The organism is Paenibacillus durus ATCC 35681 (assembly GCF_000993825.1).
GTDB classification, from domain to species: domain Bacteria; phylum Bacillota; class Bacilli; order Paenibacillales; family Paenibacillaceae; genus Paenibacillus_AQ; species Paenibacillus_AQ durus_B.
This window is the reverse complement of sequence record NZ_CP011114.1, coordinates 989,454-1,012,659: the sequence shown is the minus strand read 5'-3', so window position 1 is coordinate 1,012,659 and position 23,206 is coordinate 989,454. Positions and strand designations below refer to the sequence as shown.

Sequence of the window (23,206 nt, the reverse complement as noted above, 5' to 3'; positions counted from 1 at the left end):
ATTCATCATTCCCCTCAATCTTCAAAAAAAATACTAATCACCCTGATTTTTTTAGTTAAAGTGAACAATCCCTCGATTTATATTTGTTAAATATTAATAATGAATAATTATTTTTTTTACCTTATACTAATGCCATTAAGAAAGTTTTCTTGCCATAACATGTTAACATAATTAACATTTAAAGAAAGGTTGGTTGGAATGGAAACCAATAAATTGTCTCCGTCCCTCAGCAATACCGATTTATTACCGGTTAAACCGGAAGAACGAACTTGGAAGGCATTTAACTTTGCTTCCATCTGGATGGGTTGTATTCATAACATACCGACTTATGCGACGGTTGGCGGACTCATTGCCATCGGCATGTCTCCTTGGCAGGTTTTGGCGGTAATCCTGGTCGCTTCGCTGATTTTGTACGCAGCGCTTTCGTTAAATGGGCATGCGGGCGCAAAATACGCCATTCCGTTTCCGGTATTTATTCGTTCGTCATACGGTGTTCTCGGAGCCAATGTTCCTGCGCTCCTTCGCGGTTTTGTTGCCATTATGTGGTTTGGCATTCAAGCATTTGCCGGAAGCACCGCGCTCAACATCCTATTGTTAAACGTCTGGGATGGTTGGGGCACACTCGGAGGAGACTGGAACCTGCTTGGTCTTCACCTGCCCGGACTGCTGTCTTTCCTTCTGTTCTGGGGTTTGAATGTTCTTGTCCTCCATCATGGAATGGAGTCGATCAAAAAGTTTGAGGTGTGGGCAGGACCTTTAGTGTATGTTGTCTTTGGCGGCATGGTTTGGTGGGCGATTGACATCGCTGGCGGATTGGGCCCGATCTATGCTCAGGCGAGTAAGTTTCAATCATTCGGCGACCTTTTTTGGGTGTTTGTCGCATCTGTTACCGGGATCATCGGCATTTGGGCGACCCTGATTTTAAATATTCCTGATTTTACCCGTTTTGCGAAATCCCAAAAGGAACAAATCAAGGGGCAATTCTGGGGCTTGCCTGGGACCTTCATTCTATTCGCTTTTGCGAGCATTACCGTTACCTCTGGTTCTCAGGTTGCTTTTGGCACACCAATTTGGGATGTTGTGGAGATTCTCAAATATTTCAACCATCCGTTTATTATTGCCGTTTCCGTAATTACGCTGTGTATGGCGTCGGTTTCCGTTAATGTGGCTGCCAATATTGTCTCGCCCGCATACGATTTGGCCAACCTTTTCCCAAAATGGATCACATTTAAGCGCGGAGGATATATAGCGGCTATCCTGTCTTTGTTGACTGTGCCATGGAAAATGATGGAGCAATCTACCAGTATCTTTGCCTTCTTGGGCACAATTGGCGGAGCGCTCGGTCCAGTGGCCGGGGTCATGTTCGCCGATTACTTCATCATCCGGAAGCGAACATTGGAGGTAGATGAGCTTTACAAGTTAAATGGGAAATATACGTATTATAAAGGATATAATTACCGCGCATTTGTGGCAACCGCCATTGGAGCCTTCGTATCCCTGATTGGGCAATTTGTTCCTTCGTTAAAATACTTATATGACATTTCCTGGTTCGTAGGGGTATTGTTTGCTTTCGTCACGTACATTGCACTGATGAGATTGCACCCGCCGGCTGCGATAGCGATAAATGAAAGCAAAGAGTCCCTCATTGAAAAAACAGTTTGAGGTGATCACAATTGAAGGCTTATGATTTGGTCGTTAAAGGAGGGCACGTCGTCTTGGAAGACGGCGTGCATCTTCTTGATATCGGTATTCAAGATGGGATTATTGTTGAATTAAGCGAAAATATCGACGCGGGCGGGAACGTGATCGACGCTTCCGGCCTGACGGTCATGCCGGGTATGATCGATATTCATGTGCATTTTGATGAGCCGAACCGTGCGGATTGGGAAGGGTTTCAAAATGGGTCCCGGCTGATGGCGGCAGGGGGAATTACCACCTATTTTGATATGCCGCTCAATGGCAATCCCCCCACAACGACCGCAGCCACGCTTATTGAAAAAAAAGCATTAGCTAACGGAAATTCTTACGTGGATTATGCGCTGTGGGGCGGTTTAGTCCCGGGGAGCCTGAATGAACTGGAAGGAATGGCGGAACAGGGGGCCATTGGCTTTAAGGCGTTCATGTCCTCCGCAGGCTCCGAGTTTGGGCGAGTGGACGAAATGACCCTTTACCGGGGAATGGAAATAATAGCTAGGCTTAATAAAGTTCTGGCGCTTCATGCGGAAAGTGAGGCAATTACCCAAGAATTGACCCGGGAAAAATGTTCAAACGGGCAAGTAACGATCCGCGATTATGTGGAGTCTCGCCCTCCGCTTGCCGAGATGGAAGCGGTCAGCCGCGCATTGCTGTATGCTGAAGAGACGGGTTGTCCGCTGCATTTTGTCCATATCAGCCATCCGAAGACCGTGGAATTGATCGAACATGCGAAGCAAAGAGGATTGAACGTGACGCTCGAAACCTGTCCCCATTACCTGTTGTTCACAGACGATGATTTTGAACGGATCGGCCCTTCCGCCAAATGCGCCCCGCCGCTGCGGGACGATCAAGCCAAGGAACAATTATGGGAGAAGCTCGGGAGTGGAAAAATCGATATGATTACCTCGGATCACTCTCCTTGTCTATCCTTTATGAAATTTGATCATCCGGATAATATGTTTGAAGTTTGGGGCGGGATTTCAGGAGGCCAGTTCTCCTTGGAGGCCATGGTGACCGAAGCTCATCTGAACAGGAACATGCCGCTGCCGCAAATCGCCAAATATCTATCCACGAATCCGGCGATGCGGTTTGGGTTATATCCTCATAAGGGGGCCATTTCTGTCGGTTTTGACTCCGATTTGGTCCTGTTGGATATGAATCTGGAACGAACAGTTGAACAGGAAGATTTGCTGTCCAAACATCCGCACAGCCTTTATATTGGGCATACACTGAAGTGCGCCGTGCAAATGACCCTAAGCCGGGGAAAAGTGGTTTACGACCGTAAGCATGGCATTCAAGGCGAATGCTCCGGTCAATGGATTCGGTAGCGATTTGTGTGAAGTAAGATCGGGACATCCGAACAGTATATAATCCACACCTTAAGCTGGCAAATCACTTTGCCGGCTTTTGTTTTTTTTGCGATATCTTGACCGAACCCAACTCTGCTCCATAGAGAGATAAATCCATATAGTCAGTAACTTTTTTCACTTACTAATAACCATCTTCGTTATAAGCTGTAAGTAAATTAAAATATAATGTAAATTATGGGTTTATTTGATATTTACACATACCTGAAGTAGTCAGCCTAATTTTTGTAAGGAGGCATCCAAAATCGTGTTTCATAGCTGTAGGGGCTGCTTGACAGGACGTTTGTAAATATAATACTTAAGAAAAGGAAGATGACAATTGAAAATCTATTGTAGATGTTCCTTGATCTTAGTTTTGCTTCTACTCTTTACATTTGGCGCTTTTAACGTTTCGGCATCCGCAGAGCCTGCTTCACAAGACTCCTCAACGATTAATCCCGGCCTGGAGCTTAATATTAACGGAGCTGGACTTACAGCTGATCCAATTAAAATTGACAAAGCGGATGCTATTAAGGTAAGCCGTCCTAAACAACCTGAATTCTCCACTATGTCGAATTATAATGTAACTGGCGATTTGATGAATTTTAATGATTCTCTTACGGCTGCTGATCCGACCGATTTCTGGTTTTTTAATGTTCCGACCGATAGAAGTATTCTCTTTGAGATCAAATCCAGCAATCCGGATTATAGAGTTGAGCTTTATTCGATCGATTGGAGCACTGGCACGGCTACTTCTACGAATTTCTGGGGCTCCCCGGGTTCGATAAAGTTCGCTACGGATTTAAGTGCCGGTGACTGGGGACTGCGGGTCACTTCCACCGGAACGGTGGAAACGGATTACAGTATCCATATGAACGCCGCCAACCCTTCGGACCCAACTTATGCAGCAAGTGTAATGTCCTACTCAACCTCCCTTTTATATGTAGTCATGGAATATCCCAATAACGATGTGTTACTGAACGGCAATTATATTGCCAACACGACGCCCGCCGCGAATACCAATCCTCAATTAAATTGGGAACGGAATTATACTTTTTCTTGGGACGGTAATTATTCGACACGAAATCATAGGATTTCCGATGCGCGGGTTGCGTCGGTTACCACTCCGGTCAATTATTCGTCCCATTATGCCAGCTCCAATAATGCAGTTCTCATCGTATTGAAAGAAGATACGCTGTTTACGTATTTTGAATCCGAGTTCCGGTCAGGCCCGCCTACTTATCATTACATGTCTTTCGTTGACAGCACAGGAAGAACAACTCCCCGGCGTCTTGATTTCATAGATGCGGCTGGAGATCCCGACATTCTCGTCTATGACTTGAATACCAACAAAGTCATCGACTTTGCCAGCAACTTAAATGTTTGGTACTCAAGTGGTTCGGAACCGGCTCCTACTGTTACTTATTATAATTAAGGATTCTTCCGGAGGGGTTAAAGGCACTTCGTACTCATGGGCGGAGTGCCTTTAATGATTTAGATGGATGTTTCGGATAAAATACAGATTAATGCTCGTCCCCGCAAGTCACCTTCTCAAAAGCCTGCTTAATATCCTCGATCAGCAGCTCCAGATCTTCCAGGCCGACATATAACCGGACAACCGGTCCGGATACCGATTCATAGCCTTCCGGCAGAGCTGGAACGGTCACCAGACTTTCGTACCCGCCCCAGCTTACGCCGATCCGGAAATATTCCAGGTGATCCGCCCATTTTTTGATCACATCGACCGGCAGGTCCGTCTCAAATGCGAACAAGCTGCTGTACCCGGACATCTGCTCCTTGCCCAGCTCATATTGCGGATGCGAAGGCAGGCCCGGATGATGGACTTTGAGGACATGCGGGAGCTGTTCCATTGCTTCAGCCACTTGCAGTCCGTTCTTCTCGAACCGCTCCATGCGAAGCGGCAGCGTGCGCAGTCCGCGCATGGTCAGCGAAGCGGTGTGGGGAGTCATGACTCCGCCAAGCAGCAAATACTCGCTCTCATTGATCCGCCCGATCAGTTCCTTCGAGCCGATGGCGACTCTCGCCGATTGCATCGCTGTGCCCGCCGATAAATTTACTTATGGAATGCAGGACAAGATCGATGCCCAGCGAGAACGGATTCCAAATACTTTGCGGGGACCCCGAAACTTATAAATTCTTTACAGAGCTCTCCCACATCAAAGCTCGGCTCTCTTTCGGCCAGCTCTCGTCTTACCTAAGAAGCTTCACCCATTCCCCTTGGGCATCCGCCGATTTGATCTCCGCTTCCACGACTTCCAGCGATTCCGCCGCGCTTTCGGGCGTGCAGACGTCAACGGGCTTGTCATGGATGACCGCATTCAGGAAATAATTGGACGTTTTCGGCTCAGGAGGGCATTTCCCCCCGCTCGTATCCGATTGCACAATATACCGATTCAACTGATTGGAAGGATATTACCCCGCTTGCCATGGACCGGTATCTTTGGCTTGACAACGGCTACACTCCCAAGGTCGAGGTCCGGCTGTACTACACATCCAGTTCAAGGTATATGAAAAAGATCCGCTCTTTCGGTATAAGAAGCAAAATGACCCGGTCTACACGGACAGCTGTGCCGAATTTTTCATGCAGCCGCTTCCCGGCTCCGACTCGCGTTATCTTAACTTCGAGTTTAACGCGGCCGGCGTGCTCCTGCTGCAAATGGGTGAAACAAGAGAAAACCGGACAACCCTTGCGGATTCTCCGGCGATCTTTCAAATCGAAACAGCGCTTAACCGGATTGATGAACATAGCGGGGATACGTACTGGGAGCTGGCATTTGCTATTCCTTTCAAGTGGATGCAGAGCCGGTTTCCCGGCTTCGGGACCGAATCCGGCCGAGTCTTTCGAGGCAATTTCTATAAATGCGGAGACGAAACGCCGCTCCCCCATTACGGTTGCTGGAACCGGGTCGATTCCGCCTCGCCTGATTATCATCTGAGCCGGTTTTTTTGGGGAGTTGGTGTTTGGGTAATAGAGCAGAAGCGGATGCCTGAATAGGGAGTCCAGGTTTTAGGGACCAGAGAGAAAAGCCAAGCCCAGAATGTGGGTCAACGCGGCAATAAAAGAGACGCTTCCCATAGATTCATGGAAAGACGTCTCTTAGCCTGCGGTACGAGGAGTTCATATTAGTACAGCATTTTTCAATCCATGAAACTTATGAGCAGCGTCTGGGCAGCTTGTTTATTGTCACTTGGGAGCCAGACTCTAACTGTAGGAACGATATCTGTTGAATCCAGAATAGAAGCCAAGCCAGAGGCTGTTCCCTCATCATATCTACTTATGAGCTGATCTTTAACGGAACTAATATGCCTGATGATAATTTTAGTTGAGGCATCGTAGGGTATACTGCTATATTCATCTCTGGTTTCCGATGTTTGAGGTGTTTCCAGTGTAACATTATATTTGGGATTCCTATATACAGTGATCGCACCCGCCTTAACGGATACCAAATCGCCAAATAGATCGGCTGTTCTCTCGTCCAGCCCAGCAATCAGTTGCTTATTTTTATCTACGTATACCATCTCAGTAGCTGCAAAAGGTAGTAAACTGCGGTCAGCCACCCAGATTACCATTATCCCGCTGATTCCCGCTAAGAGAAAAAAGCCAACTATGGCCATCAGGAGGTGTTTTGGGGAGTGAATGATCTTACTCAATACAACATATACTGCTATGCCAATTAACCCTCCCGTGAAGTTCAAAAGAATATCGTCCACATCGCTGCTGCCCAAAGCAAAAACATACTGAAGAATTTCAAATGACAGAGTGGTCATCAAAAGAATGCAAGCCTTAAAACCTAACGACCGTTTCATGCCTATGTATGATACAAAAATTCCCAAAGGAACAAAAATAACAATATTGCCAAATATATTTGTGAGTGCTCTCTCAATGTCCATGGATTCGGTGAAATAAACACCAATCGTGTGAAAAGGTATGATATTTATACTTCTTAATGATACTGGTTGGGCAGCAAATATAGCCCTTAAAGGAATGGTCTTGAACAGTATAATATTTATGGCGAATAATGCGTACGCAGCAAACAACAAATAAAATATAATATGTAACATTCGGCTTCTGTCCAGTTTAAATCCCATGATACCTAGCCTCACTTTACATTTTTTTATAGTTATTAGAAATCATGAATACCATACATTCGTCTAATAAATATGCAATATCTATATAATAAAAATACAATTATCATCATATGTGTAATTCTAATTACATTTAGTGGTAATTTCCAGAAAATACTGCTCTTTGGAAGGTCTATCCGTAGAGTCTTTAAAGTGATCGGGTGGTAAGGTGCGGCTTAAAATAATATTTTAGTCGGGAGCAAGTGGTCGCCGGTTCAAAACCTGTCACCATCTTAAGTGGTACAGGAATTGATGCCTGTTTAGAATCGGGCAGCCGTACTGAGGAGCTCATGGTATATAAAAAGATACTATACAACATTAATGTGCGTACTATGATTGTTTATACTTATGTATTACAATTTGTATGTAAGTTACGAATAAATACATGAAAAGGCAGGTACTTCCCTATGCAAAATGTAAAAGATCAAATTATTGAAGCCTATCAATTTCGGCATGCTTGTAAGGTGTTCGACGAAACAAAAAAAATAAGCGATGCCGACTTTGACTTTATTCTGGAAACCGGGCGTCTATCCCCAAGCTCGTTCGGGTTTGAGCCTTGGAAATTTGTCGTCCTCCAAAACCCGGCTATCCGTGAGAAGCTGCTTCCGGTAACATGGGGAGCCCAAAAGCAATTGCCGACATCGAGCCATTTCGTGATCGCTCTCTCCCGCACCAAAGCCGACATGGTTGCAGATTCCGCACATATCCAACGGATGATGAAAGAAGTTCAACTGCTTCCAGTGGAAGTTCAGGAGGGTAAAGGGAAAGCCTATCATAACTTCCAAGAAAATGATTTCAAGCTGCTGGATAACGAAAGAGTTACTTTTGAATGGGGCGCCCGACAAACATATATCGCTTTGGGCAATATGATGACTGCCGCCGCACAAATCGGAATCGACTCCTGCCCGATCGAAGGGTTCGACAAAGAAAAAGCAGAGCAAATTCTGAAAGAAGAAGGAATCCTGAAGGGGAATTTCGGGATCGCCTGCATGGTTGCATTCGGCTACCGTCTTCAAGATCCTCGTCCAAAAACAAGACAATCGATCGAGCAAATCGTGGAGTGGGTTTAGGTAATAACATTTACGAAAGCGGCTGTCCCATTGTAGAATTATCTACGAGTGGGATGGCTTTTTTTTGCAAAGGGTATGTATTCATTATTGTCCTGCAATATACTTAACGGCCTCTGCATATCTTACAACTTTTTTCACCGTAAAATATTTCATAAATTCTTTGGTCCACATGTCCATCTCTTCTTCAATTTCATTTATTTCTTCCATAATAAACACAACGATCTTACAATCTGTTCTTGACATGGCTGGTAACAATACTGAAAAACCCCAGTGAACATCGTCCTTTTCATCCTCAAATCCATTTCTTGCATCTACAACAAAATTACTGTTAGAATGCTTCTTCAATAGGTCTAATGCAAATGTTGTTGGATTTCTATAGTCATCATAGCAGCAAAGTTTTTTCCATGTGAGAAGAACTATATTATCCTCAGTTATATATTTTACATTACAAAACTGCGAATCAAATTCATCTTTTTCAATCATGTTACTCATGAATTTCGTCCTTTCAAATCATCATATTATATAGTTCAATAGATAATAGCTTCATATAACAATTATTATAATATAATTTTCAAAAGGTGAAAGAGGTACTCATGACAAATTCAAGTTCGGTTCCATCGCCACAGCCCAATCCGGATGAACAGACAGTTTCCGCTCCCGCACTGTTTCAGCTGCCTCTCCCCTATATCCGTTTTTTAATAGGAATGTTCATATCTAGATTGGGAGATTCTTTATTTACTTTCGCTATTCCGTGGATCTCCTACAAATTAACTCAATCCAGTATTGTCATGGGTTCCATGTATGCGGTAAGCGTACTGCCGATTGTCCTGTTTGGTCCGATAGCAGGAAGTCTGGTTGACCGCTGGGAGCGTAAAAAGCTTATGATCTTTACCGATATTTCGAGAGCACTGCTCGTCGCCTTGATTCCTCTCCTTCACTTCGCAGGCCTGCTGCAGCTTTGGGAGCTTTATGCAATCTCATTCGTACTGACTATACTTTCTCTCATGTTTGATGTATCCACTGTAGCCATCATTCCCGCATTGGCACCCAAGCAGCTAACCCGCGCCAATGCTTCCTACCAGTTGACCAATCAAATTGCGGAGCTGGCGGGACCGCTGCTTGCAGGTGCATTGATTATTTCCATCGGCGGGTTCCATTCGCTTTGGTTAGATGCCGTTTCATTCGCAGGAACTCTTATTGTCTTAATGGTCATGCCCAGTTTCAATAAATCCAAGTCACGGACAAGCCTTTCGCAGATTTTCAAAGACATTGGTGAAGGATTCCGCTGGCTGATTCATTCCAAAATCAATCTATCCTTCTCTTTTCAAGCGATGATCGGAAACTTCGGGTACAGTGCAGCCTTCGGCGTGCTGATGTTCTATCTGTTGAACACACTTCATCTTAACGCGCAGCAGAGCAGTCTAAACTACACCCTGCTGGGGTTTGGGGGCATTGTCGGCAGTATTATTGCAGTTCCGCTGGAAAATCATTTCCCCCGGGGAAAGCTGATTCCGGTACTCTTGGGAATTGGAACTGCCGGGTTCGTTTTTGCTTCGGTCAGTCAATTCTGGCTGGCTCCTGGCATTGCTTTTTTTGCCGTAACGGTCTGCAACACAGCCTGGAATACGATCGTCACTTCCGTTCGCCAAGAGACTATTCCCTCGGATATGATCGGGCGGGTTCTTGGTTTTTCACGAGTATTGACTCGCCTTGCTATGCCTTTAGGAGCAATGACAGGCGCTGCGCTTTCCGAATGGACCGATCCCCGGGCAGTATTTGCCGTTGCGGCAGCAGCCAAGATCTTGGAAGTAACGATCGCTTTGATCACACCGATTCGGAAGCTTTAATATTGCAACATCATATCCATTAACTTACGGCAAAGCCAGCTTTCCCAGCACCGTTGAACGGCCCGCGCCTGTGGCGGAAGGGAGATGGTTGCTGATACCGTGCATGAAATCATTGCCCAGCATGGTGAAAATGACCGCTTCCTTCACATCATTGCTAAATGGAGGTTCTTTGCCATGAAATGCTCTAAGCGCTTAGCTTATAAATTCCCATATTATGAAAAAAAGTGTCCCGCAGCCATCCGGAGATGACGGGCGGAACACCTTTTGATGATACTAGAATATTAAGATACCTTCTTCTCCAGCATACGGAAGATAATAACCGCCGCCTGAGCACGGTTGGCGATGCCCTTCGGTGCGAATTTTCCTGCATCTACACCGTTCACAATTCCAAGCTCAGTCAATTGCGCGACTGCTTCCTGCGCGTAAGGCGCAATTTTGGACTTGTCGGTGAACTTCTGCAGCACCGAGTTCTTATCTACCGGCTGCAGTTGTCCTTTAAGGGCGTTTACGATCATAATCGCCATTTCTTCGCGGGTAATTTCACGTCCCGGCTCGAACTTGCCGCTACCGGAACCTTTTACAATACCAGCTTTAACCGCTGCGGCAATAGAATCCGAGTACCAAACACCCTGCTTAACATCTTTGAATGCATTGCTTGCCCCGGTATTCGTCAGGTTCAGCGAACGAACCAGCATCGCAACGAATTCCGCGCGGGTAACATGTTTGGCCGGTGCAAAATTACTGCCGTCCACGCCTTTGATGATGCCTTTGGCCGCCAAGGAATTGATCGCTTCCTGCGCCCACGCAACTTTGCCCAGATCCTTGAAGACCGGTGCCGAAGATGCGACAGGAGCCGGTGTCGCGCTTGGAGCCGGGGTAGCCGAAGGCGCCGGGCTTGGCGATGCGGACGGGCTTGGCGTCGGTGTAGATCCAGAATTAGAAGACTCCGACGGTTTCAGATTGTTGGTGATTCGTCCTTCAATTTTGGATGTGATCAGCCCGCCTTTGAACGTCTTCACGATGTAATCATAGAACACGTCGAGGTCGATTGGACCAGGAACGGAAGCGCTGGCTTCGGTCAGAACTTTATAGTTGTCTCCGCCTGCCGCCATGAAGTTGTTGACGACTGCCGTATACGTTTGATTCGGGTCAATCGGTGTTCCGTCCGTCTTGGTGAGACTGGCAATGCGGTTTGCTACTGGCAGATACATGTTAGCCGTGTATTTCAGACCGGAAATTTGCAGCGTTTTGGTGTCTGGCGATCCGTCAGCCTTCACACCCCATTGCTGCTGCAGCAGCGTCTTGATTTGTGCTCCGGTGAGCGTCAGCTTCACCAGCGTGTTACCGAACGGCTGGATTTTGGCCAGATCGCCGAAGGAGACATTCCCGTTCGGAAGGTCTGCGCGAATGCCGCCTGGATTCATGAAAGCAAAGTCCGCTTTTTTGCCATCGCCGAAATCCGCATTGATCATAGCGTCAGCAATCAAGTTGCCAAGGGCCGTTTCATTATTGTAGGCGTCAGTGCGGGTAATCGTGCCGTCCGTCGTACCTACCGGCTTGGTCAGCTCCGGATGCAGATTCAGGTACTTGTTAACAAGACTAACCGTTGCCGCATCTGGTGTCACACCATCTTGGAAGGTGGTGGTTACGACAGCGGACTTCGTCTTGACATCGCCTGTAGTGGGATCAATAACCAGCTTGATGTCCTCAAATGCCGTACCATAAGAATAAGCCTGGATAATCAGCTTGCCGTTGACGACGCCGTTTGCAAACGCGTGATTGTCGCCTGCAACAATAACGTCAACCGGCGAGTTAGCCGGAAGCGCACTTGCCAGATCGGCGGCTTCGCCCGTTGTGGCCTCGCCTTTGGTAGACGCCGGATCATGCGCCAGCACAACGATGGTTTGCACACCTTTGCCTTGAAGCTCGGCGGCGTACTTCTCGATGGCCTGTACTTCTTCTTCCGGAGACAGGAAGCGGACGCCCGCTGTGCCTGCAGGAGAAACCTTGCTTGGCGTTGCTTTGGTCACAACACCGATAAAGCCGATCTTCACGCCGCCGATTTCCTTGATGACGTAAGGATTGATAATCGGTGTGCCGGTCTTGCTGTCTACCGCATTGGCATTGACATAATCAAAATCCGTGCCGCCGTGAACAACTTTGTTGTTCTTAGGGTCTGCTCCGCCGTAGAGCTGCGTCTTCAGCGCTTCAACGCCTTGGTCAAACTCATGGTTGCCCAAGGAACCGACATCGAATCCCATCAGGTTCATCCATTCAATCGTCGGCTCGTCACGCTCAAGCGAGGATACCGGAGCCGATGCGCCAACGGAGTCTCCATTATGGAACAGCAGGGAGTTCGTATATTTCGCGCGAGCTTGCTTCAAGTAAGTCGAGAGAACCGCAGCCGTTCCTACATTCTTGCCGCTGACAACGGAAGTCGTGTCAAGTTGGCCGTGGAAGTCGTTGATGCCGATCAAATGAACTTCAACGTCCTCGGTAGGAGCGGGAACCGTTTCTTTCAGGTTCAGGTTGTAGATGCCGAAACCTTTAGAATCCTGCGCACCGCCATACGTAATGTTGCCAGGAAGAACATTTTTGGCGTCAGGCGACGATGTAAAGGTAACATTGACATTGCCCTTGATCGGAGCCAGGGACCAGTTGTTGTCGGCGGTCGGGTCAATCGCTCCGGCCTCTTTGATATAATCCATCAGAACCTGACGGTTCTCGGTTTGGGTGTCCATGATCATCGTGGAGCCTTTGACGCCAGGGAAGTTACCCCCGCCGCTCGCGCGGTAGTTGTTCGTAACGACGATGAAATCCTGATTCAGATCTAGCGGCTGATCGTTATAGGTCACTTCGACCACCCGGCTGGATGTCGGGTCATTGATCGTGCCGTCCGTATTGTATTTAGCGTTCTTGGTTACGTCGATTTTGTATTTGATGCCGTCAATTACGTCGAAGTTAAATACGGCAAATTTCGGATTCAGCAGGGGTTGAGGCGTGGAAATCGCCGGTTTGATGCGGTTAAACGCGCCTGCGCTCATTTCCAGCCATTCCTTGACGACCGAGCCTTTGACCTTGATTACTTTCAGCGTGTTGTCGTACAGATACAGATCGCTCGCGCTGCGGATCGTCAGCGGACCGGCGTCAATGCTTGTATATTCGCCAGGGCCGTTGCGTCCAGCCTTGAAAGGAGCGCCTACGCTGAGAATCGGCAGGCCTTTATATGGTGCCAGGGAAGGGTCGGTGTTGATCAGGTTCTCAACATAACGTTTTTGCGAATACGTCACGATTTGAACGGTCGGATCGTCCTGTACCAGGGCAAAGTAGCTGTTCATCGGAGCCGTTGTCGTACCGAGCGGTGTGCCGGTGTAATCAATCGTAGCCTGATGATCGCCCCCTACGGTAGCCAAAATGGCGGGATCCTCCGGAACATCCTTGGCAGACCGGGTTGAAGCTTTGGAAGCCGTCTTGTCAACCACCCATTTTCCGCTGCCATCTTTAGTGATTTTGAGATCAATAAGGCCCAGATAGCCGCCGCCGTAACCGGCCTGCACAGCCGGAACACCGTGGATATGGCCGTTCACATTGTCAATATAGCTGTAAGGCTGCTTGGTTGCCGGATCTATAAAAGATGCATCCAGCTTCGTAGTATCCCAATTCGTCGGGAATACCTTGTGGGTGTGTGAGAAGGTAATCGCGTCAATGCCTGGAACCTGACTCAGCTCGCTGATGGCATTTTCGGCGTTTGGTCCTGCCGCTGCAGCATCGAAACCGGTATGCGCCATGACCACAATGACGTCGGCCCCGGCTGCTTTTATTTCAGGGACAAACTTTTCTGCGGTTTCAACAATGCCTTTGGTCACGACCTTGCCTTCCAGATTGGCCTTGTCCCAATCCATAATCTGGGGGGTTACCAGACCGAGCAGGCCGACTTTAATCGTTTGGTCTTGTCCACTCGTGTCTTTTACCGTCTTGGTGATCAATTCATAAGGTTTAAAATAGTTCGTTACGCCGTCCGGCTTATAAATATTCGCATTGATATAAGGAAAATTAGCTTTGGTGTTAGCAGCGTCTGTGGAGCTGCCGTTGACCACCCGATCCAGGAAATCCAGACCGTAGTTAAACTCATGATTGCCGAAGGTCGCCGCATCGTATCCCAGGATATTCATGGCGGCAATCATCGGATGGGGCTTGGAATCGTAGACCGACTGAGTCACCGGCTCAATCTTCGCCTCATATGTACCGAGCGGCGTTCCCTGGATCAGGTCCCCGTTGTCGAGCAGCAGGTTGTTCGGTTGCTCACTTCTCGCTGTATTGATCAAGGTCGCTGTCCGCGCAAGTCCGACTGAAGAGGACGTCGCATTCTTGAAATAATCCCAGCCGTATACATTCGTATGCACATCCGTCGTGCTCATTAACCGCAGGTCAATTAAAGGCAGTGAAGAGCCCCCGGCATCAGCAGCTTCCGCCTTGTCCGTACTCCAAAATGCCCCGGCAACGAATCCGCCAAGCACCTGAGCCGAGAGTACGGCCGTTGCCAGCACAGAAGCGAGAGGCTTGTTCCATCGTTTCTTCCACATCATCTAGTAATCCTCCTATCAATTAAACTACTTCCGCGATATCTTATCACAGAAAAAAATCCCAATCTAGCAGGAAAATATAAACTACACGTATTTTTTATGTAAAATTTCTCACACTAGCTGTAAACTGATAACGATTTCATTATTAAATTTAATAAAATGTTCATAAATATTCATAGAGTCAAAAAATAAAAAGCCTCTTTCCCATACTTCAGGACTAAGAGGCCTAAGATTTATATTTTTCCGGCTATTTATAATAATTCTCGCATATTGCAGATCTTAAAGCTGCTGTAGGAGATCAATCAACTCTTACAACTCTGCCTTCCGAAGCAGAGCCCGGGAAGCGACGCCAAGTAGTACAATGACCGGTATCTGCCATAACGCCAGTTCGAAGGCCGTTCGGACATACAGCCAATCCCATACCGCGTCTAACCGCGGATACCAGCCGGGAAGAGAGAAGAATACCCCGATTATAACTAGCAAAGCCGCAAAGAATATCATCACTCCCGGAGCGCGAAAGCGGAAGTGCAAAGAGCCGAGGAAGAATCCCCAAACGTTAAACATGAGCAACGTGAGCAGGATTACAATGAATTGCTTCAGCACGTTTCCATCACTCAGGTAGGGAAAATGAAAGAAGTGGAGTCCGCTGCCCCAATAGTTGGCCCACTCTTTCTCCACAAAGGCAAAAAACGTTTGCGCGAGCGCCGACAACACGCTGATCACTCCCACAAAGATTGCCGTCCCTGTAAAATAGTCCCCACGCCGCACGTTCATACCAACGGCAAACGGGAAAGTCTGCCCAACCAGTAGAATACTGAACACAAATGAGTAAATATACAGCGTTACAATCGAACCGTTAAATTGCTCGCCTTCGCTGCTGCCAACGGTTAGAATGACTGAATGAACGAGTAAAATGGACAGAACGATCAGCCACGGGCGTAACAGCCCTCCTCTCAGATCCTTTGCCTGAAGCCGCCAGACCGCTTGAATTCGATTCATATGGCCTCTTCCTCTCTCACAATCGGTTTCTTCCCGCCGGTAAGGTGGACAAGAAGCTGCTGCAGGGACACGGACGACAGCTCAAGTCCCAGTTCTTGGGCGCGGCGCTGTGCTCCGGTGTCCAGCAGTTCATGAACAGATATTTTGAGATAACCGCCGAACGTCTCCCGGCTCATAATATTGCGGCCTTGCACGAAGGTCTCCACAGAAGCGGCCGGTCCCATCACCGTATATGCGCTGCCGCGCAGGCTATCCGCGTCCGTGTCCAGCACGAGTCTACCCTTGTCGATCAGCAGAATATGTTCAAGAATGCGGCTTACCTCGTCAATCAGATGGGTAGACATTATAATGGTCCGGGGCTTTTCTGCATAATCCTGAAGCAGCCGGTCATAGAACAGCTCGCGGGCCACTGCATCCAGACCAAGATATGGCTCGTCAAAAATGGTGAGCGAAGCCCTGCTCGCCAGTCCCACAATTATGCCTAGACTTGATAGCATGCCCCGGGAAAGCTTCGTCACCAGCTGCTTGTACGGCAGTTCGAAGTCCCGCATAAGAGAGTCCGCATAAGATTTATCCCACTCTGGAAACAGCACTGACGCTATATCCAGTACATCGGTTACCTTATAATGGTCCGGGTAGCGCTGGCTCTCCTTCATAAAACAGATTTTCGGCAGCACAAGGTTGTTCTCGTAAGGTCTTTCTCCAAAAATCATAACCTCTCCCGCCGTAACAAAGGTCTGTGCCGTGAGCATGCGCATAATTGTCGTTTTGCCCGCACCGTTCCGTCCAATCAACCCATATATTTTTTCCGGTTCCAGGGAAAAGCTAATGTTATCCACCGCTGTCAGCTGTCCGTAGCGTTTTGTCAGTCCTTTTACGGAAATTGCTGCCGTCATTACTTCTCCGCCCCTTTCCTAATCATATCAGCCACTTCATCCACGGTGATTCCAAGTTTCTTCGCTTCCTGCATCAGCGCCATCACATATTGATCGAAAAATTGCTCCCGCCGCTTCTTCATCAGCTTCCCTCGCGCGCCTTCCGCTACGAACATGCCAATCCCCCGCTTCTTATACAGAATACCTTCGTCAACCAGCAGATTTATCCCCTTCGCCGCCGTGGCCGGATTGATCTGATACAGCGACGCAAACTGGTTGGTGGAAGGAACCTGCCCTTCTTCCAGCAGCCTCAGCTCCAGAATGTCATTCTCAATCTTCTCCGCAATTTGCTGAAAAATTGGACGGCTGTCATCCACCCGGACACCTCCCAACTACATAATTGGTTAGTTACTTATGTAACTAAGTATATAACTCATGTAAAATCATGTCAATGAATGCCGTACACACATTTAGGAGTTGGGTGACCCAACCAAAAAAAGAACCTTGAAAGGGTATGAGCCAATCAAGGTTAAAGATTTGCTTCAATTTATCCTAATCCAGGCTTCTATGGTAAACCCACTAAGCCTGGACTTATTTGTTCTACCCTTGCCCAATCAAATGAGCATGTGATCTGCATTGGATTCTCACAAATAATTTGTAAGATAGCACCCTCTCCACCATCCGTTATTTCGAATTTCTTGACTATATTTTCTGTTCCCAAGCCGTTAACAATCAAATCACGTACTGCAAAAAAGGAAAACTCAATATATATGACATCCCATTTATCCCAACGCTTTGGTTTTGTAAGAACTGGTTCATTCGTCATGAATCGAACAAATAAAGTTGGCCCATCTCTTCTAAGCTGTACATCGAGCAGCTCCGATCCACAAAACTCAGGCACTTTACCAAAAATACTCACTAAAGATTCTGGGTTCATAATCCTCGCTTGATTAAGCATATTCATAACACACCTTTCTAATTACTATTTCTATAATCGAAATAATAATGGTCTGCCATACGTATTAACCTTGCCCCCGAGCCCCAGCCATCTCGCAATCCCCTTACCCGCCAGAACCGCTCCCTCGGTCCCGTACTTCCCGACATACTTCAGCCCGGGAACCGGGATCAGGCTCAGCGTAGAGCCGATGCCTTCCGACCAGCGGTCCGCTACGGACAGCCGCTCTCCGGTTACGTAATTCCTTCCCGTGAAAGCTTGCTGGAATCCCTTCACCGTTCCCAGTCCGGGCGTCAGGTCCGCCAGGAAGCTGGCGCCCTGCAGCCAGATCGAGTCTCCGTCCCGGCTGAGACCGAACGGATCGACATAGGAGATGGGGTTGCCATTCACGTAGGCGTACCGGTTCAGCGTTTGCGCGCCGGAGATGCTTCCCGTTACCACATCCCGGTTCATAAACCGCTTGATATCCGGATTATAATACCGTGCACGCATGTAGTACAGTCCGTTCGCATCCGTCAAATACATCCCTGTTTCTACAATGGAAAACGAATCCATTCGGCTATTGGGTACTTTACGCCCAATGAGTGCGAACATATGTACCGGTCTGTTGCATGATTTTCTCAATTCTTTGTGTCTACTCTATTGACAGAGGTACATGCTGCACCTCGTCACACTATTGGGATGATATTTCGATTCGTTTTTATCTTCTCAGGAGAAAGAATATTCAAATTTGCTTGGCTTCATTATCTCCCGCCCGCCAAAATTAAGGTGCATGGTGCGCGGCGGGCAGGTATACCTTGGATTGAAAAAGAAACCTTGAAAGGCTTAAGCCAATCAAGGTCAAAGTTATGAATACTAATCTTCAATTTCCTTTGTTACCAAATCTAGCAAGAAATCTCCAAAGTCATTTGCTACTGTCTCATTTCTTTGAGCACTTAGTGGTTGCCCAGAAATAAAGGAAACAACTTTAGGTTCATTCATTTTGTTAAGATTCGAGAAGTCTAAGCAAAATAGTTCTTCACCACCAGTATCGTAAATGACAAGCAAATTTTCGGGCAGATTAATTTTTTCACGTTCCGTTAGTGAGTACCAAATAGCATCTGGAACTGAGGAGTTTACAAAATCCTCGTCGATAACCCCATAAACTTCCTGACTGCCGAAATTCCCTGCCCCAAATTTTTTTATAAAATCACGGTAGATGGGAGAAAACTTATAGCCTATTGCTTCCTCTGAAAGACAAATCAATTCTTCGGTTCGCCCCCCAGCAAAATGACACATATCTTTGTTTTTGTTAAATAGCTCCAGAGCCTTATTATAACTATCCAAACTCATCGAAAAGTCCCTCCTATTCGTCAATAAAATCGTTAGCTCTGTTCTTCCAGTATGCCTTTCTAAACTTGTCAAACTCCGCTCGATTTATCCCTGATGGAATGGTGTTCGGGTTAATATGAATAATAGAATGGTTGTCCTTATGGAATGTTTGGGTGACTTCTGCTATCGGCTATCATTAGTCTGAATTGTGTGATGTAGATTTATAGATTTACCATCTGGCCCTATAGGTGCAAGCCCCTGCTTCATCCTTTCCAGATTAGTTTTTCCTAATTTATCTGTCAAGTTAGGGTCGATTATGTCATTCCTTTGGTAAACCTTTGTCCCATTAAATTCTGTTGCTTTGTTCCAATATTTAAGTTCTCCCGTCCCCTTACCCCCGAGCCCCAACCACTTCCGAATACCTTTGCCCGCCAGTACCGCTTCCTCGGTCCCGTACTTCCCGACGTACTTCAGCCCGGGAATCGGGATCAGGCTCAGCGTCGAGCCGACGCCTTCCGACCAGCGGTCCGCTACGGACAGCCGCTCTCCAGTTACGTAGTTCCTTCCCGTGAAAGCTTGCTGGAATCCCTTCACCATGCCCAGTCCGGGCGTCAGGTCCGCCAGGAAGCTGGCGCCCTGCAGCCAGATCGAGTCTCCGTCCCGGCTGAGGCCGAACGGATCGACATAGGAGATGGGGTTGCCATTCACGTAGGCGTATCGGTTCAGCGTTTGCGCGCTGGAGATCGTTCCCGTCACCACATCCCGGTTCACGAACCGCTTGATATCCGGATTATAATACCGCGCACGCATGTAGTACAGTCCGTTCGCATCCGTCATTACGCCGTCGCGTCCGTTATACTGGAACGGCTGCTCCATCGTTCCTTGGTGATCAGCAATCATGTCGATCAGTTCGAGTTAAAAAGATAACCTTGAAAGGCATAAAGCCAATCAAGGTTAAAGAAAATTTCACTATAAAGTTTTTGTCCATAAAGAAACTCTAGGTAATTCTTGTTTGCATTGTGGGCATTTTACAGAATAAATAAAATCGGTTTCTTCTAAGGTTTCCCAGCGATTTGGTGTCCCTAAATACAATTCTGGAATTGTAGGGTTCGCCGATATCCCTTGCCATCCACATTCATTACAAGTTAAGTTCTCAATTTGAACCCTTTTCCATGTGTTGTCTACACGATAAACAATACAAAACATCCAATTACGGCCTAACAGATAACAAATCAAGGAAGATTCTGCATTATCTTCAATAAACGGTATAATTTCACTTACTAAATCCATACTGTTAACTTTAATTGCATTTATTTCCTTGTCTGCTTTTATACTCTTAAATAAAACTGGGTCTAATAAATAAACTGTTTGTCCATCTATGACTATTTTTAATTTATCCTCCAAAGTCATCTAGGTTTCCCCCCTTTTCCCCTCGTCCCTTAGTGATCCAGCAACCATGTGTCTATAAGTTCTGCGCTAAAAGAAAGCTTAACAGGTAAGCTTCCTAACACTATATCCATAACACTTTCTGTTTCAAAAGTTGCGTATTAATTGAAAAAACTGTGAGAAAACGGCGTTATTTAGGGTATAAAACTCAAGCGTTGATGTACGCATAAACGAAATGGCGAAATCTTTATACGGGTAATACATGGGTCACACGGGTGGCCCCACAAAAAAGAACCCCGAATAGGCTTGAAGCCAATCGAGGTTCATGAAACCTTTAGCCGATAAAAATAATTTCCCCATATTCATCAATACCTAATACTAAGGGACCATCTACTAAATCTCCATTGAAGGTCCGTGTCTCAAAAATTACTGACCAGCAAGGATATCGGTTTATGCTTTTATTAATACTCATAAAATGATAATTGAAAGTATTGGAAGGATTTTGAGCGATATGTTGAAGTGCTATTTGTTTAACCTCTTCTTCTGTAACTTCTTTTCTTAATTCACTCATTTATCGAATACCTCCAAAATTATCGATATACCAATTCGCATGCCTTTGTTCGGCTTCATTTAACTTATTCCACCGCTTTGAATTGGAAAGCATGTCGAATACAAATTGTTCAGGTGCATTAAATCTTGTTAAGTCGTCCATAGGTATTTGTCCCTGAGTACGAGGTAGCTTCAGGTATTCTTCCTTGCCTAGATTTTTATATTGAATGTAGTGAGATAGCTCATGCCACACTTCATATTGTGTAGGATTACTTCTTAAATATAACGCTCCATTTGTAGCATCAAAAGCCCCACCTTTTCCTACCCCAAGAAACTCATCTCCAACATTTAATCTAACTCCTCTTTTTTGAGATATTTACCTAATAATTGTAAATCTCTCTCACTATACATTTTACCACCAAGACGACCTGTCTCTTCGACAAAATCAAGTTTATCCGCACCCTTACCCCCGAGCCCCAGCCACTTCCGAATACCTTTACCCGCCAGTACTGCTTCCTCGGTTCCGTACTTCCCGACGTACTTCAGCCCGGGAATCGGGATTAGGCTCAGCGTAGAGCCGATGCCTTCCGACCAGCGGTCCGCTACGGACAGCCGCTCTCCGGTTACATAGTTCCTTCCCGTGAAAGCTTGCTGGAATCCCTTCACCGTGCCCAGTCCGGGCGTCAGGTCCGCCAGGAAGCTGGCGCCCTTCAGCCAGATCGAGTCTCCGTCCCGGCTGAGGCCGAACGGATCGACATAGGAGATGGGGTTGCCATTCACGTAGGCGTATCGGTTCAGCGTTTGCGCGCCGGAGATCGTTCCCGTCACCACATCCCGGTTCACAAACCGCTTGATATCCGGATTATAATACCGCGCACGCATGTAGTACAGTCCGTTCGCATCCGTCATTACGCCGTCGCGTCCGTTGTATTGGAACGGCTGCTCTATCGTCCCTTGATGATCCAGCCGTTCGCCGTAATTGCCGTAGGTGTAAGTGTCCGTCGTCTGTCCGGTTTCATCGGTCAGCGCCACTGTGCTGCCACGGCGGTCGTAATGATAGGTCTGGTAGTCGCCCGAAGCATCCTCGCGGCCGATCAAGCCAAGACCGTACACGTACCGGGCTTTCGCCTGTCCTTGTCCGTCCGTCTCCATCAGCACCCGCGGCAGCATCGCGTTCGGATCAATGACATACTTGGTGGTCACGCCGTTTGCCGTTACCGATGTTCTGTTGTTCTCGCTGTTGTATCCATAGCTCACGCCGCCCGCTTCCGTCAGACGGTTGCGCGCGTCGTACTCGTAAGCTTGCGGAATGCCCTGAAGAGGACCATACGTCATATTGCCGTCCGCATCATAGGTAACGGGGCTGCCGTTATAAGTCGCAAGCCGGTTGTCGGCCGTGTAGGTCATTTCCGCATTGCCCGGGGTGAGCGGCTCCGCGCTCGGCGACAAGCCCGGACCGTTGATGTCAACCGTATATTCGGAACCATATACACTAGAGATTACGGTCGGTGCCCCGTCCACTGTTTCCGTTACCACATTGCCGGCGGCATCGTACAGATACCCGGCTCCGTAAATGACGCTGCCATCCGCTCTCTTGTCGGACAAGGCCTGCCAACTGACCATTCGCATCATATGTGCGGGTCTCCACGGTCCCGTCCGGTCTCTCCGTAAACACGAGCCGGCCGTTTACATCGTACCCATAGGTTGTTACCCGGTTATTCCAATCCGTGACGGTCTTCATCCTTCCGGCGGTATCATACGTATACGTAACCGTTTTGCCGTCGGGATAATTGATCGCAGTCAAGCTGCCTGCCGCATCATAGGTGTAGCAAATCGCATTGCCGTCCTCGTCGGTGTACTGCTCCACCCGGTCCAGCTTGTCAAACGTACGGGTCAGTGTCTTGCCGCTTCCATCGGTAACAACCTTCACGTTTCCGTTGGCGTCATAAGTATACGTTACGCTGCCAACCAGGTCCGTAAATGCTGCAAGACGTCCAGCGGCATCATAAATGTAGCCCGTTGCCTGACCGCGTCCGTTCGTCTCCCCTGCAAGCAGGCGTTTTAATTAGTAACACCGAGGAAGCAAATTTCAATTAGCTGTTGCTATCTCTTTCTTCTATGAATTCTAAAAACGAATCTTGCAGTTCTCCTTCTGTGTCAATAGAATCAAGCAGTAATTTAGGTTCGAACGAACAATCTTTTAAAGTTGAACTTCCATCAATTACTCCTAGCATGTTTGAAATAGTATCAATCATGGTTTGTTCAATTATCCTCAATAATGTATCTTTATTTTCGTCTGTTAAACTATCGTAAAAACCAATAGCTTTTTTCCAATAATCATCTGTTTTAGGAGTAACATTCGTTGTTTCATACAAGTTTTTGTATAGTCGAAGGTTCTCTCTAACTATAGACTCATAAAGTGATTTAACAAAAATCTCGTTCAT

The 23,206-nt window shown here is 47.2% G+C and carries 24 protein-coding genes and 2 pseudogenes; 6 read left to right on the top strand and 20 right to left on the bottom strand.

The window, feature by feature from the left end; genetic code table 11:
• Positions 1-198: 198 nt before the first annotated feature.
• From VK70_RS04585 to VK70_RS04575, 3 genes are all read left to right on the top strand, one after another.
• Complete coding sequence (locus tag VK70_RS04585) at positions 199-1,662, top strand: NCS1 family nucleobase:cation symporter-1 (RefSeq protein WP_025697139.1); 1,464 nt, start codon at positions 199-201, stop codon at positions 1,660-1,662.
• 11 nt (positions 1,663-1,673) lie between these two features.
• Entirely contained in the window at positions 1,674-3,023 is a 1,350-nt protein-coding gene (locus VK70_RS04580; RefSeq protein ID WP_036641466.1) for an allantoinase, read from the top strand.
• Between the two features lie 358 nt (positions 3,024-3,381).
• Positions 3,382-4,476, top strand: coding sequence for a hypothetical protein (locus VK70_RS04575; protein ID WP_155986942.1), 1,095 nt, complete (start codon positions 3,382-3,384; stop codon positions 4,474-4,476).
• Between the two features lie 88 nt (positions 4,477-4,564).
• Here VK70_RS04575 and VK70_RS04570 read toward each other — a convergent pair whose 3' ends face one another.
• The 3 genes from VK70_RS04570 to VK70_RS28840 all read right to left on the bottom strand — a co-directional run bounded on the left by VK70_RS04570 (position 4,565) and on the right by VK70_RS28840 (position 5,444).
• Entirely contained in the window at positions 4,565-5,095 is a 531-nt protein-coding gene (locus VK70_RS04570) for a PLP-dependent transferase (protein WP_051505150.1), read from the bottom strand.
• A complete protein-coding gene (locus VK70_RS29315) occupies positions 5,040-5,168 on the bottom strand; it encodes a PLP-dependent transferase (RefSeq protein ID WP_324607996.1) in 129 nt (42 codons plus the stop codon). Before VK70_RS29315 ends, VK70_RS04570 begins: the two co-directional genes overlap by 56 nt.
• Before the next feature lie 84 nt (positions 5,169-5,252).
• The gene (locus VK70_RS28840) at positions 5,253-5,444 is read right to left on the bottom strand and encodes a hypothetical protein (protein WP_233277767.1); all 192 of its coding nucleotides are present in this window, start codon (positions 5,442-5,444) and stop codon (positions 5,253-5,255) included.
• 109 nt (positions 5,445-5,553) lie between these two features.
• Here VK70_RS28840 and VK70_RS04560 point away from each other — a divergent pair, with 109 nt between their 5' ends.
• On the top strand, positions 5,554-6,057 hold the full coding sequence (locus tag VK70_RS04560) for a carbohydrate-binding family 9-like protein (RefSeq protein ID WP_081754928.1): 504 nt from the start codon (positions 5,554-5,556) through the stop codon (positions 6,055-6,057).
• A gap of 143 nt (positions 6,058-6,200) precedes the next feature.
• On the opposite strand, the gene VK70_RS04555 is transcribed toward VK70_RS04560, so the two are convergent.
• Positions 6,201-7,151 (bottom strand): VanZ family protein, encoded by a 951-nt coding sequence (locus VK70_RS04555; protein ID WP_025697145.1) that lies wholly within the window; start codon positions 7,149-7,151, stop codon positions 6,201-6,203.
• Positions 7,152-7,594: 443 nt separating this feature from the next.
• Here VK70_RS04555 and VK70_RS04550 point away from each other — a divergent pair, with 443 nt between their 5' ends.
• The gene (locus VK70_RS04550; protein ID WP_025697147.1) at positions 7,595-8,257 is read left to right on the top strand and encodes an NAD(P)H-dependent oxidoreductase; all 663 of its coding nucleotides are present in this window, start codon (positions 7,595-7,597) and stop codon (positions 8,255-8,257) included.
• Positions 8,258-8,341: 84 nt separating this feature from the next.
• Here VK70_RS04550 and VK70_RS04545 read toward each other — a convergent pair whose 3' ends face one another.
• Complete coding sequence (locus VK70_RS04545) at positions 8,342-8,749, bottom strand: hypothetical protein (protein WP_025697148.1); 408 nt, start codon at positions 8,747-8,749, stop codon at positions 8,342-8,344.
• A gap of 101 nt (positions 8,750-8,850) precedes the next feature.
• Between VK70_RS04545 and VK70_RS04540 the strand changes: the two genes are divergently transcribed.
• Positions 8,851-10,104 carry an MFS transporter gene (locus tag VK70_RS04540; RefSeq protein ID WP_201778746.1) on the top strand — a complete coding sequence of 418 codons (1,254 nt, stop codon included), beginning with the start codon at positions 8,851-8,853 and terminating at the stop codon, positions 10,102-10,104.
• A 24-nt stretch (positions 10,105-10,128) separates the two neighbouring features.
• Here VK70_RS04540 and VK70_RS27740 read toward each other — a convergent pair.
• From VK70_RS27740 to VK70_RS04475, 15 genes and pseudogenes are all read right to left on the bottom strand, one after another.
• Positions 10,129-10,263 (bottom strand): annotated as a pseudogene (locus tag VK70_RS27740) (anhydro-N-acetylmuramic acid kinase); the annotation flags it as partial.
• Positions 10,264-10,385: 122 nt separating this feature from the next.
• Positions 10,386-14,690, bottom strand: coding sequence for a bifunctional 2',3'-cyclic-nucleotide 2'-phosphodiesterase/3'-nucleotidase (locus tag VK70_RS04535; RefSeq protein WP_233277766.1), 4,305 nt, complete (start codon positions 14,688-14,690; stop codon positions 10,386-10,388).
• Between the two features lie 306 nt (positions 14,691-14,996).
• Positions 14,997-15,686, bottom strand: a complete 690-nt coding sequence (locus VK70_RS04530) for a hypothetical protein (RefSeq protein WP_025697152.1) — start codon at positions 15,684-15,686, stop codon at positions 14,997-14,999.
• The gene (locus VK70_RS04525; protein ID WP_025697155.1) at positions 15,683-16,582 is read right to left on the bottom strand and encodes an ABC transporter ATP-binding protein; all 900 of its coding nucleotides are present in this window, start codon (positions 16,580-16,582) and stop codon (positions 15,683-15,685) included. The genes VK70_RS04530 and VK70_RS04525 overlap by 4 nt, the downstream gene beginning before the upstream one ends.
• Entirely contained in the window at positions 16,582-16,938 is a 357-nt protein-coding gene (locus VK70_RS04520) for a GntR family transcriptional regulator (RefSeq protein WP_025697157.1), read from the bottom strand. The genes VK70_RS04525 and VK70_RS04520 overlap by 1 nt, the downstream gene beginning before the upstream one ends.
• A gap of 188 nt (positions 16,939-17,126) precedes the next feature.
• The gene (locus VK70_RS04515; RefSeq protein WP_025697159.1) at positions 17,127-17,519 is read right to left on the bottom strand and encodes an immunity 50 family protein; all 393 of its coding nucleotides are present in this window, start codon (positions 17,517-17,519) and stop codon (positions 17,127-17,129) included.
• 30 nt (positions 17,520-17,549) lie between these two features.
• Positions 17,550-18,035 (bottom strand): RHS repeat-associated core domain-containing protein, encoded by a 486-nt coding sequence (locus VK70_RS28215; protein WP_201778745.1) that lies wholly within the window; start codon positions 18,033-18,035, stop codon positions 17,550-17,552.
• Positions 18,036-18,371: 336 nt separating this feature from the next.
• On the bottom strand, positions 18,372-18,848 hold the full coding sequence (locus tag VK70_RS04505) for an SMI1/KNR4 family protein (protein ID WP_025697162.1): 477 nt from the start codon (positions 18,846-18,848) through the stop codon (positions 18,372-18,374).
• A 13-nt stretch (positions 18,849-18,861) separates the two neighbouring features.
• A pseudogene (locus tag VK70_RS28670) lies at positions 18,862-19,703 on the bottom strand (HNH/ENDO VII family nuclease).
• 93 nt (positions 19,704-19,796) lie between these two features.
• The gene (locus VK70_RS04495; RefSeq protein WP_025697165.1) at positions 19,797-20,237 is read right to left on the bottom strand and encodes a hypothetical protein; all 441 of its coding nucleotides are present in this window, start codon (positions 20,235-20,237) and stop codon (positions 19,797-19,799) included.
• A 310-nt stretch (positions 20,238-20,547) separates the two neighbouring features.
• The gene (locus tag VK70_RS04490; RefSeq protein WP_025697166.1) at positions 20,548-20,784 is read right to left on the bottom strand and encodes a hypothetical protein; all 237 of its coding nucleotides are present in this window, start codon (positions 20,782-20,784) and stop codon (positions 20,548-20,550) included.
• Entirely contained in the window at positions 20,785-21,138 is a 354-nt protein-coding gene (locus VK70_RS29440) for a zincin-like metallopeptidase toxin domain-containing protein (RefSeq protein WP_081754930.1), read from the bottom strand.
• Positions 21,111-21,914 carry an RHS repeat-associated core domain-containing protein gene (locus tag VK70_RS29435; RefSeq protein ID WP_233277825.1) on the bottom strand — a complete coding sequence of 268 codons (804 nt, stop codon included), beginning with the start codon at positions 21,912-21,914 and terminating at the stop codon, positions 21,111-21,113. The genes VK70_RS29440 and VK70_RS29435 overlap by 28 nt, the downstream gene beginning before the upstream one ends.
• Positions 21,915-22,254: 340 nt before the next feature.
• Positions 22,255-22,692, bottom strand: coding sequence for a hypothetical protein (locus VK70_RS29430; protein ID WP_158454048.1), 438 nt, complete (start codon positions 22,690-22,692; stop codon positions 22,255-22,257).
• A 163-nt stretch (positions 22,693-22,855) separates the two neighbouring features.
• Positions 22,856-23,206, bottom strand: coding sequence for a hypothetical protein (locus tag VK70_RS04475; protein ID WP_025693947.1), 351 nt, complete (start codon positions 23,204-23,206; stop codon positions 22,856-22,858).

Bases quoted from the DNA above. Each gene is read 5' to 3' on its own strand.
- VK70_RS04555 (WP_025697145.1), bottom strand. From the start codon at position 7,151: ATGGGATTTAAACTGGACAGAAGCCGAATGTTACATATTATATTTTAT.
- VK70_RS04585 (WP_025697139.1), top strand. From the start codon at position 199: ATGGAAACCAATAAATTGTCTCCGTCCCTCAGCAATACCGATTTATTA.
- VK70_RS04475 (WP_025693947.1), bottom strand. From the start codon at position 23,206: ATGAACGAGATTTTTGTTAAATCACTTTATGAGTCTATAGTTAGAGAG.
- VK70_RS04495 (WP_025697165.1), bottom strand. From the start codon at position 20,237: ATGACTTTGGAGGATAAATTAAAAATAGTCATAGATGGACAAACAGTT.
- VK70_RS04570 (WP_051505150.1), bottom strand. From the start codon at position 5,095: ATGCAATCGGCGAGAGTCGCCATCGGCTCGAAGGAACTGATCGGGCGG.
- VK70_RS04515 (WP_025697159.1), bottom strand. From the start codon at position 17,519: ATGCTTAATCAAGCGAGGATTATGAACCCAGAATCTTTAGTGAGTATT.
- VK70_RS04540 (WP_201778746.1), top strand. From the start codon at position 8,851: ATGACAAATTCAAGTTCGGTTCCATCGCCACAGCCCAATCCGGATGAA.
- VK70_RS04550 (WP_025697147.1), top strand. From the start codon at position 7,595: ATGCAAAATGTAAAAGATCAAATTATTGAAGCCTATCAATTTCGGCAT.
- VK70_RS04490 (WP_025697166.1), bottom strand. From the start codon at position 20,784: ATGAGTGAATTAAGAAAAGAAGTTACAGAAGAAGAGGTTAAACAAATA.
- VK70_RS04535 (WP_233277766.1), bottom strand. From the start codon at position 14,690: ATGATGTGGAAGAAACGATGGAACAAGCCTCTCGCTTCTGTGCTGGCA.
- VK70_RS29435 (WP_233277825.1), bottom strand. From the start codon at position 21,914: ATGGAGACGGACGGACAAGGACAGGCGAAAGCCCGGTACGTGTACGGT.
- VK70_RS04525 (WP_025697155.1), bottom strand. From the start codon at position 16,582: ATGACGGCAGCAATTTCCGTAAAAGGACTGACAAAACGCTACGGACAG.
- VK70_RS04545 (WP_025697148.1), bottom strand. From the start codon at position 8,749: ATGAGTAACATGATTGAAAAAGATGAATTTGATTCGCAGTTTTGTAAT.
- VK70_RS04505 (WP_025697162.1), bottom strand. From the start codon at position 18,848: ATGAGTTTGGATAGTTATAATAAGGCTCTGGAGCTATTTAACAAAAAC.
- VK70_RS04530 (WP_025697152.1), bottom strand. From the start codon at position 15,686: ATGAATCGAATTCAAGCGGTCTGGCGGCTTCAGGCAAAGGATCTGAGA.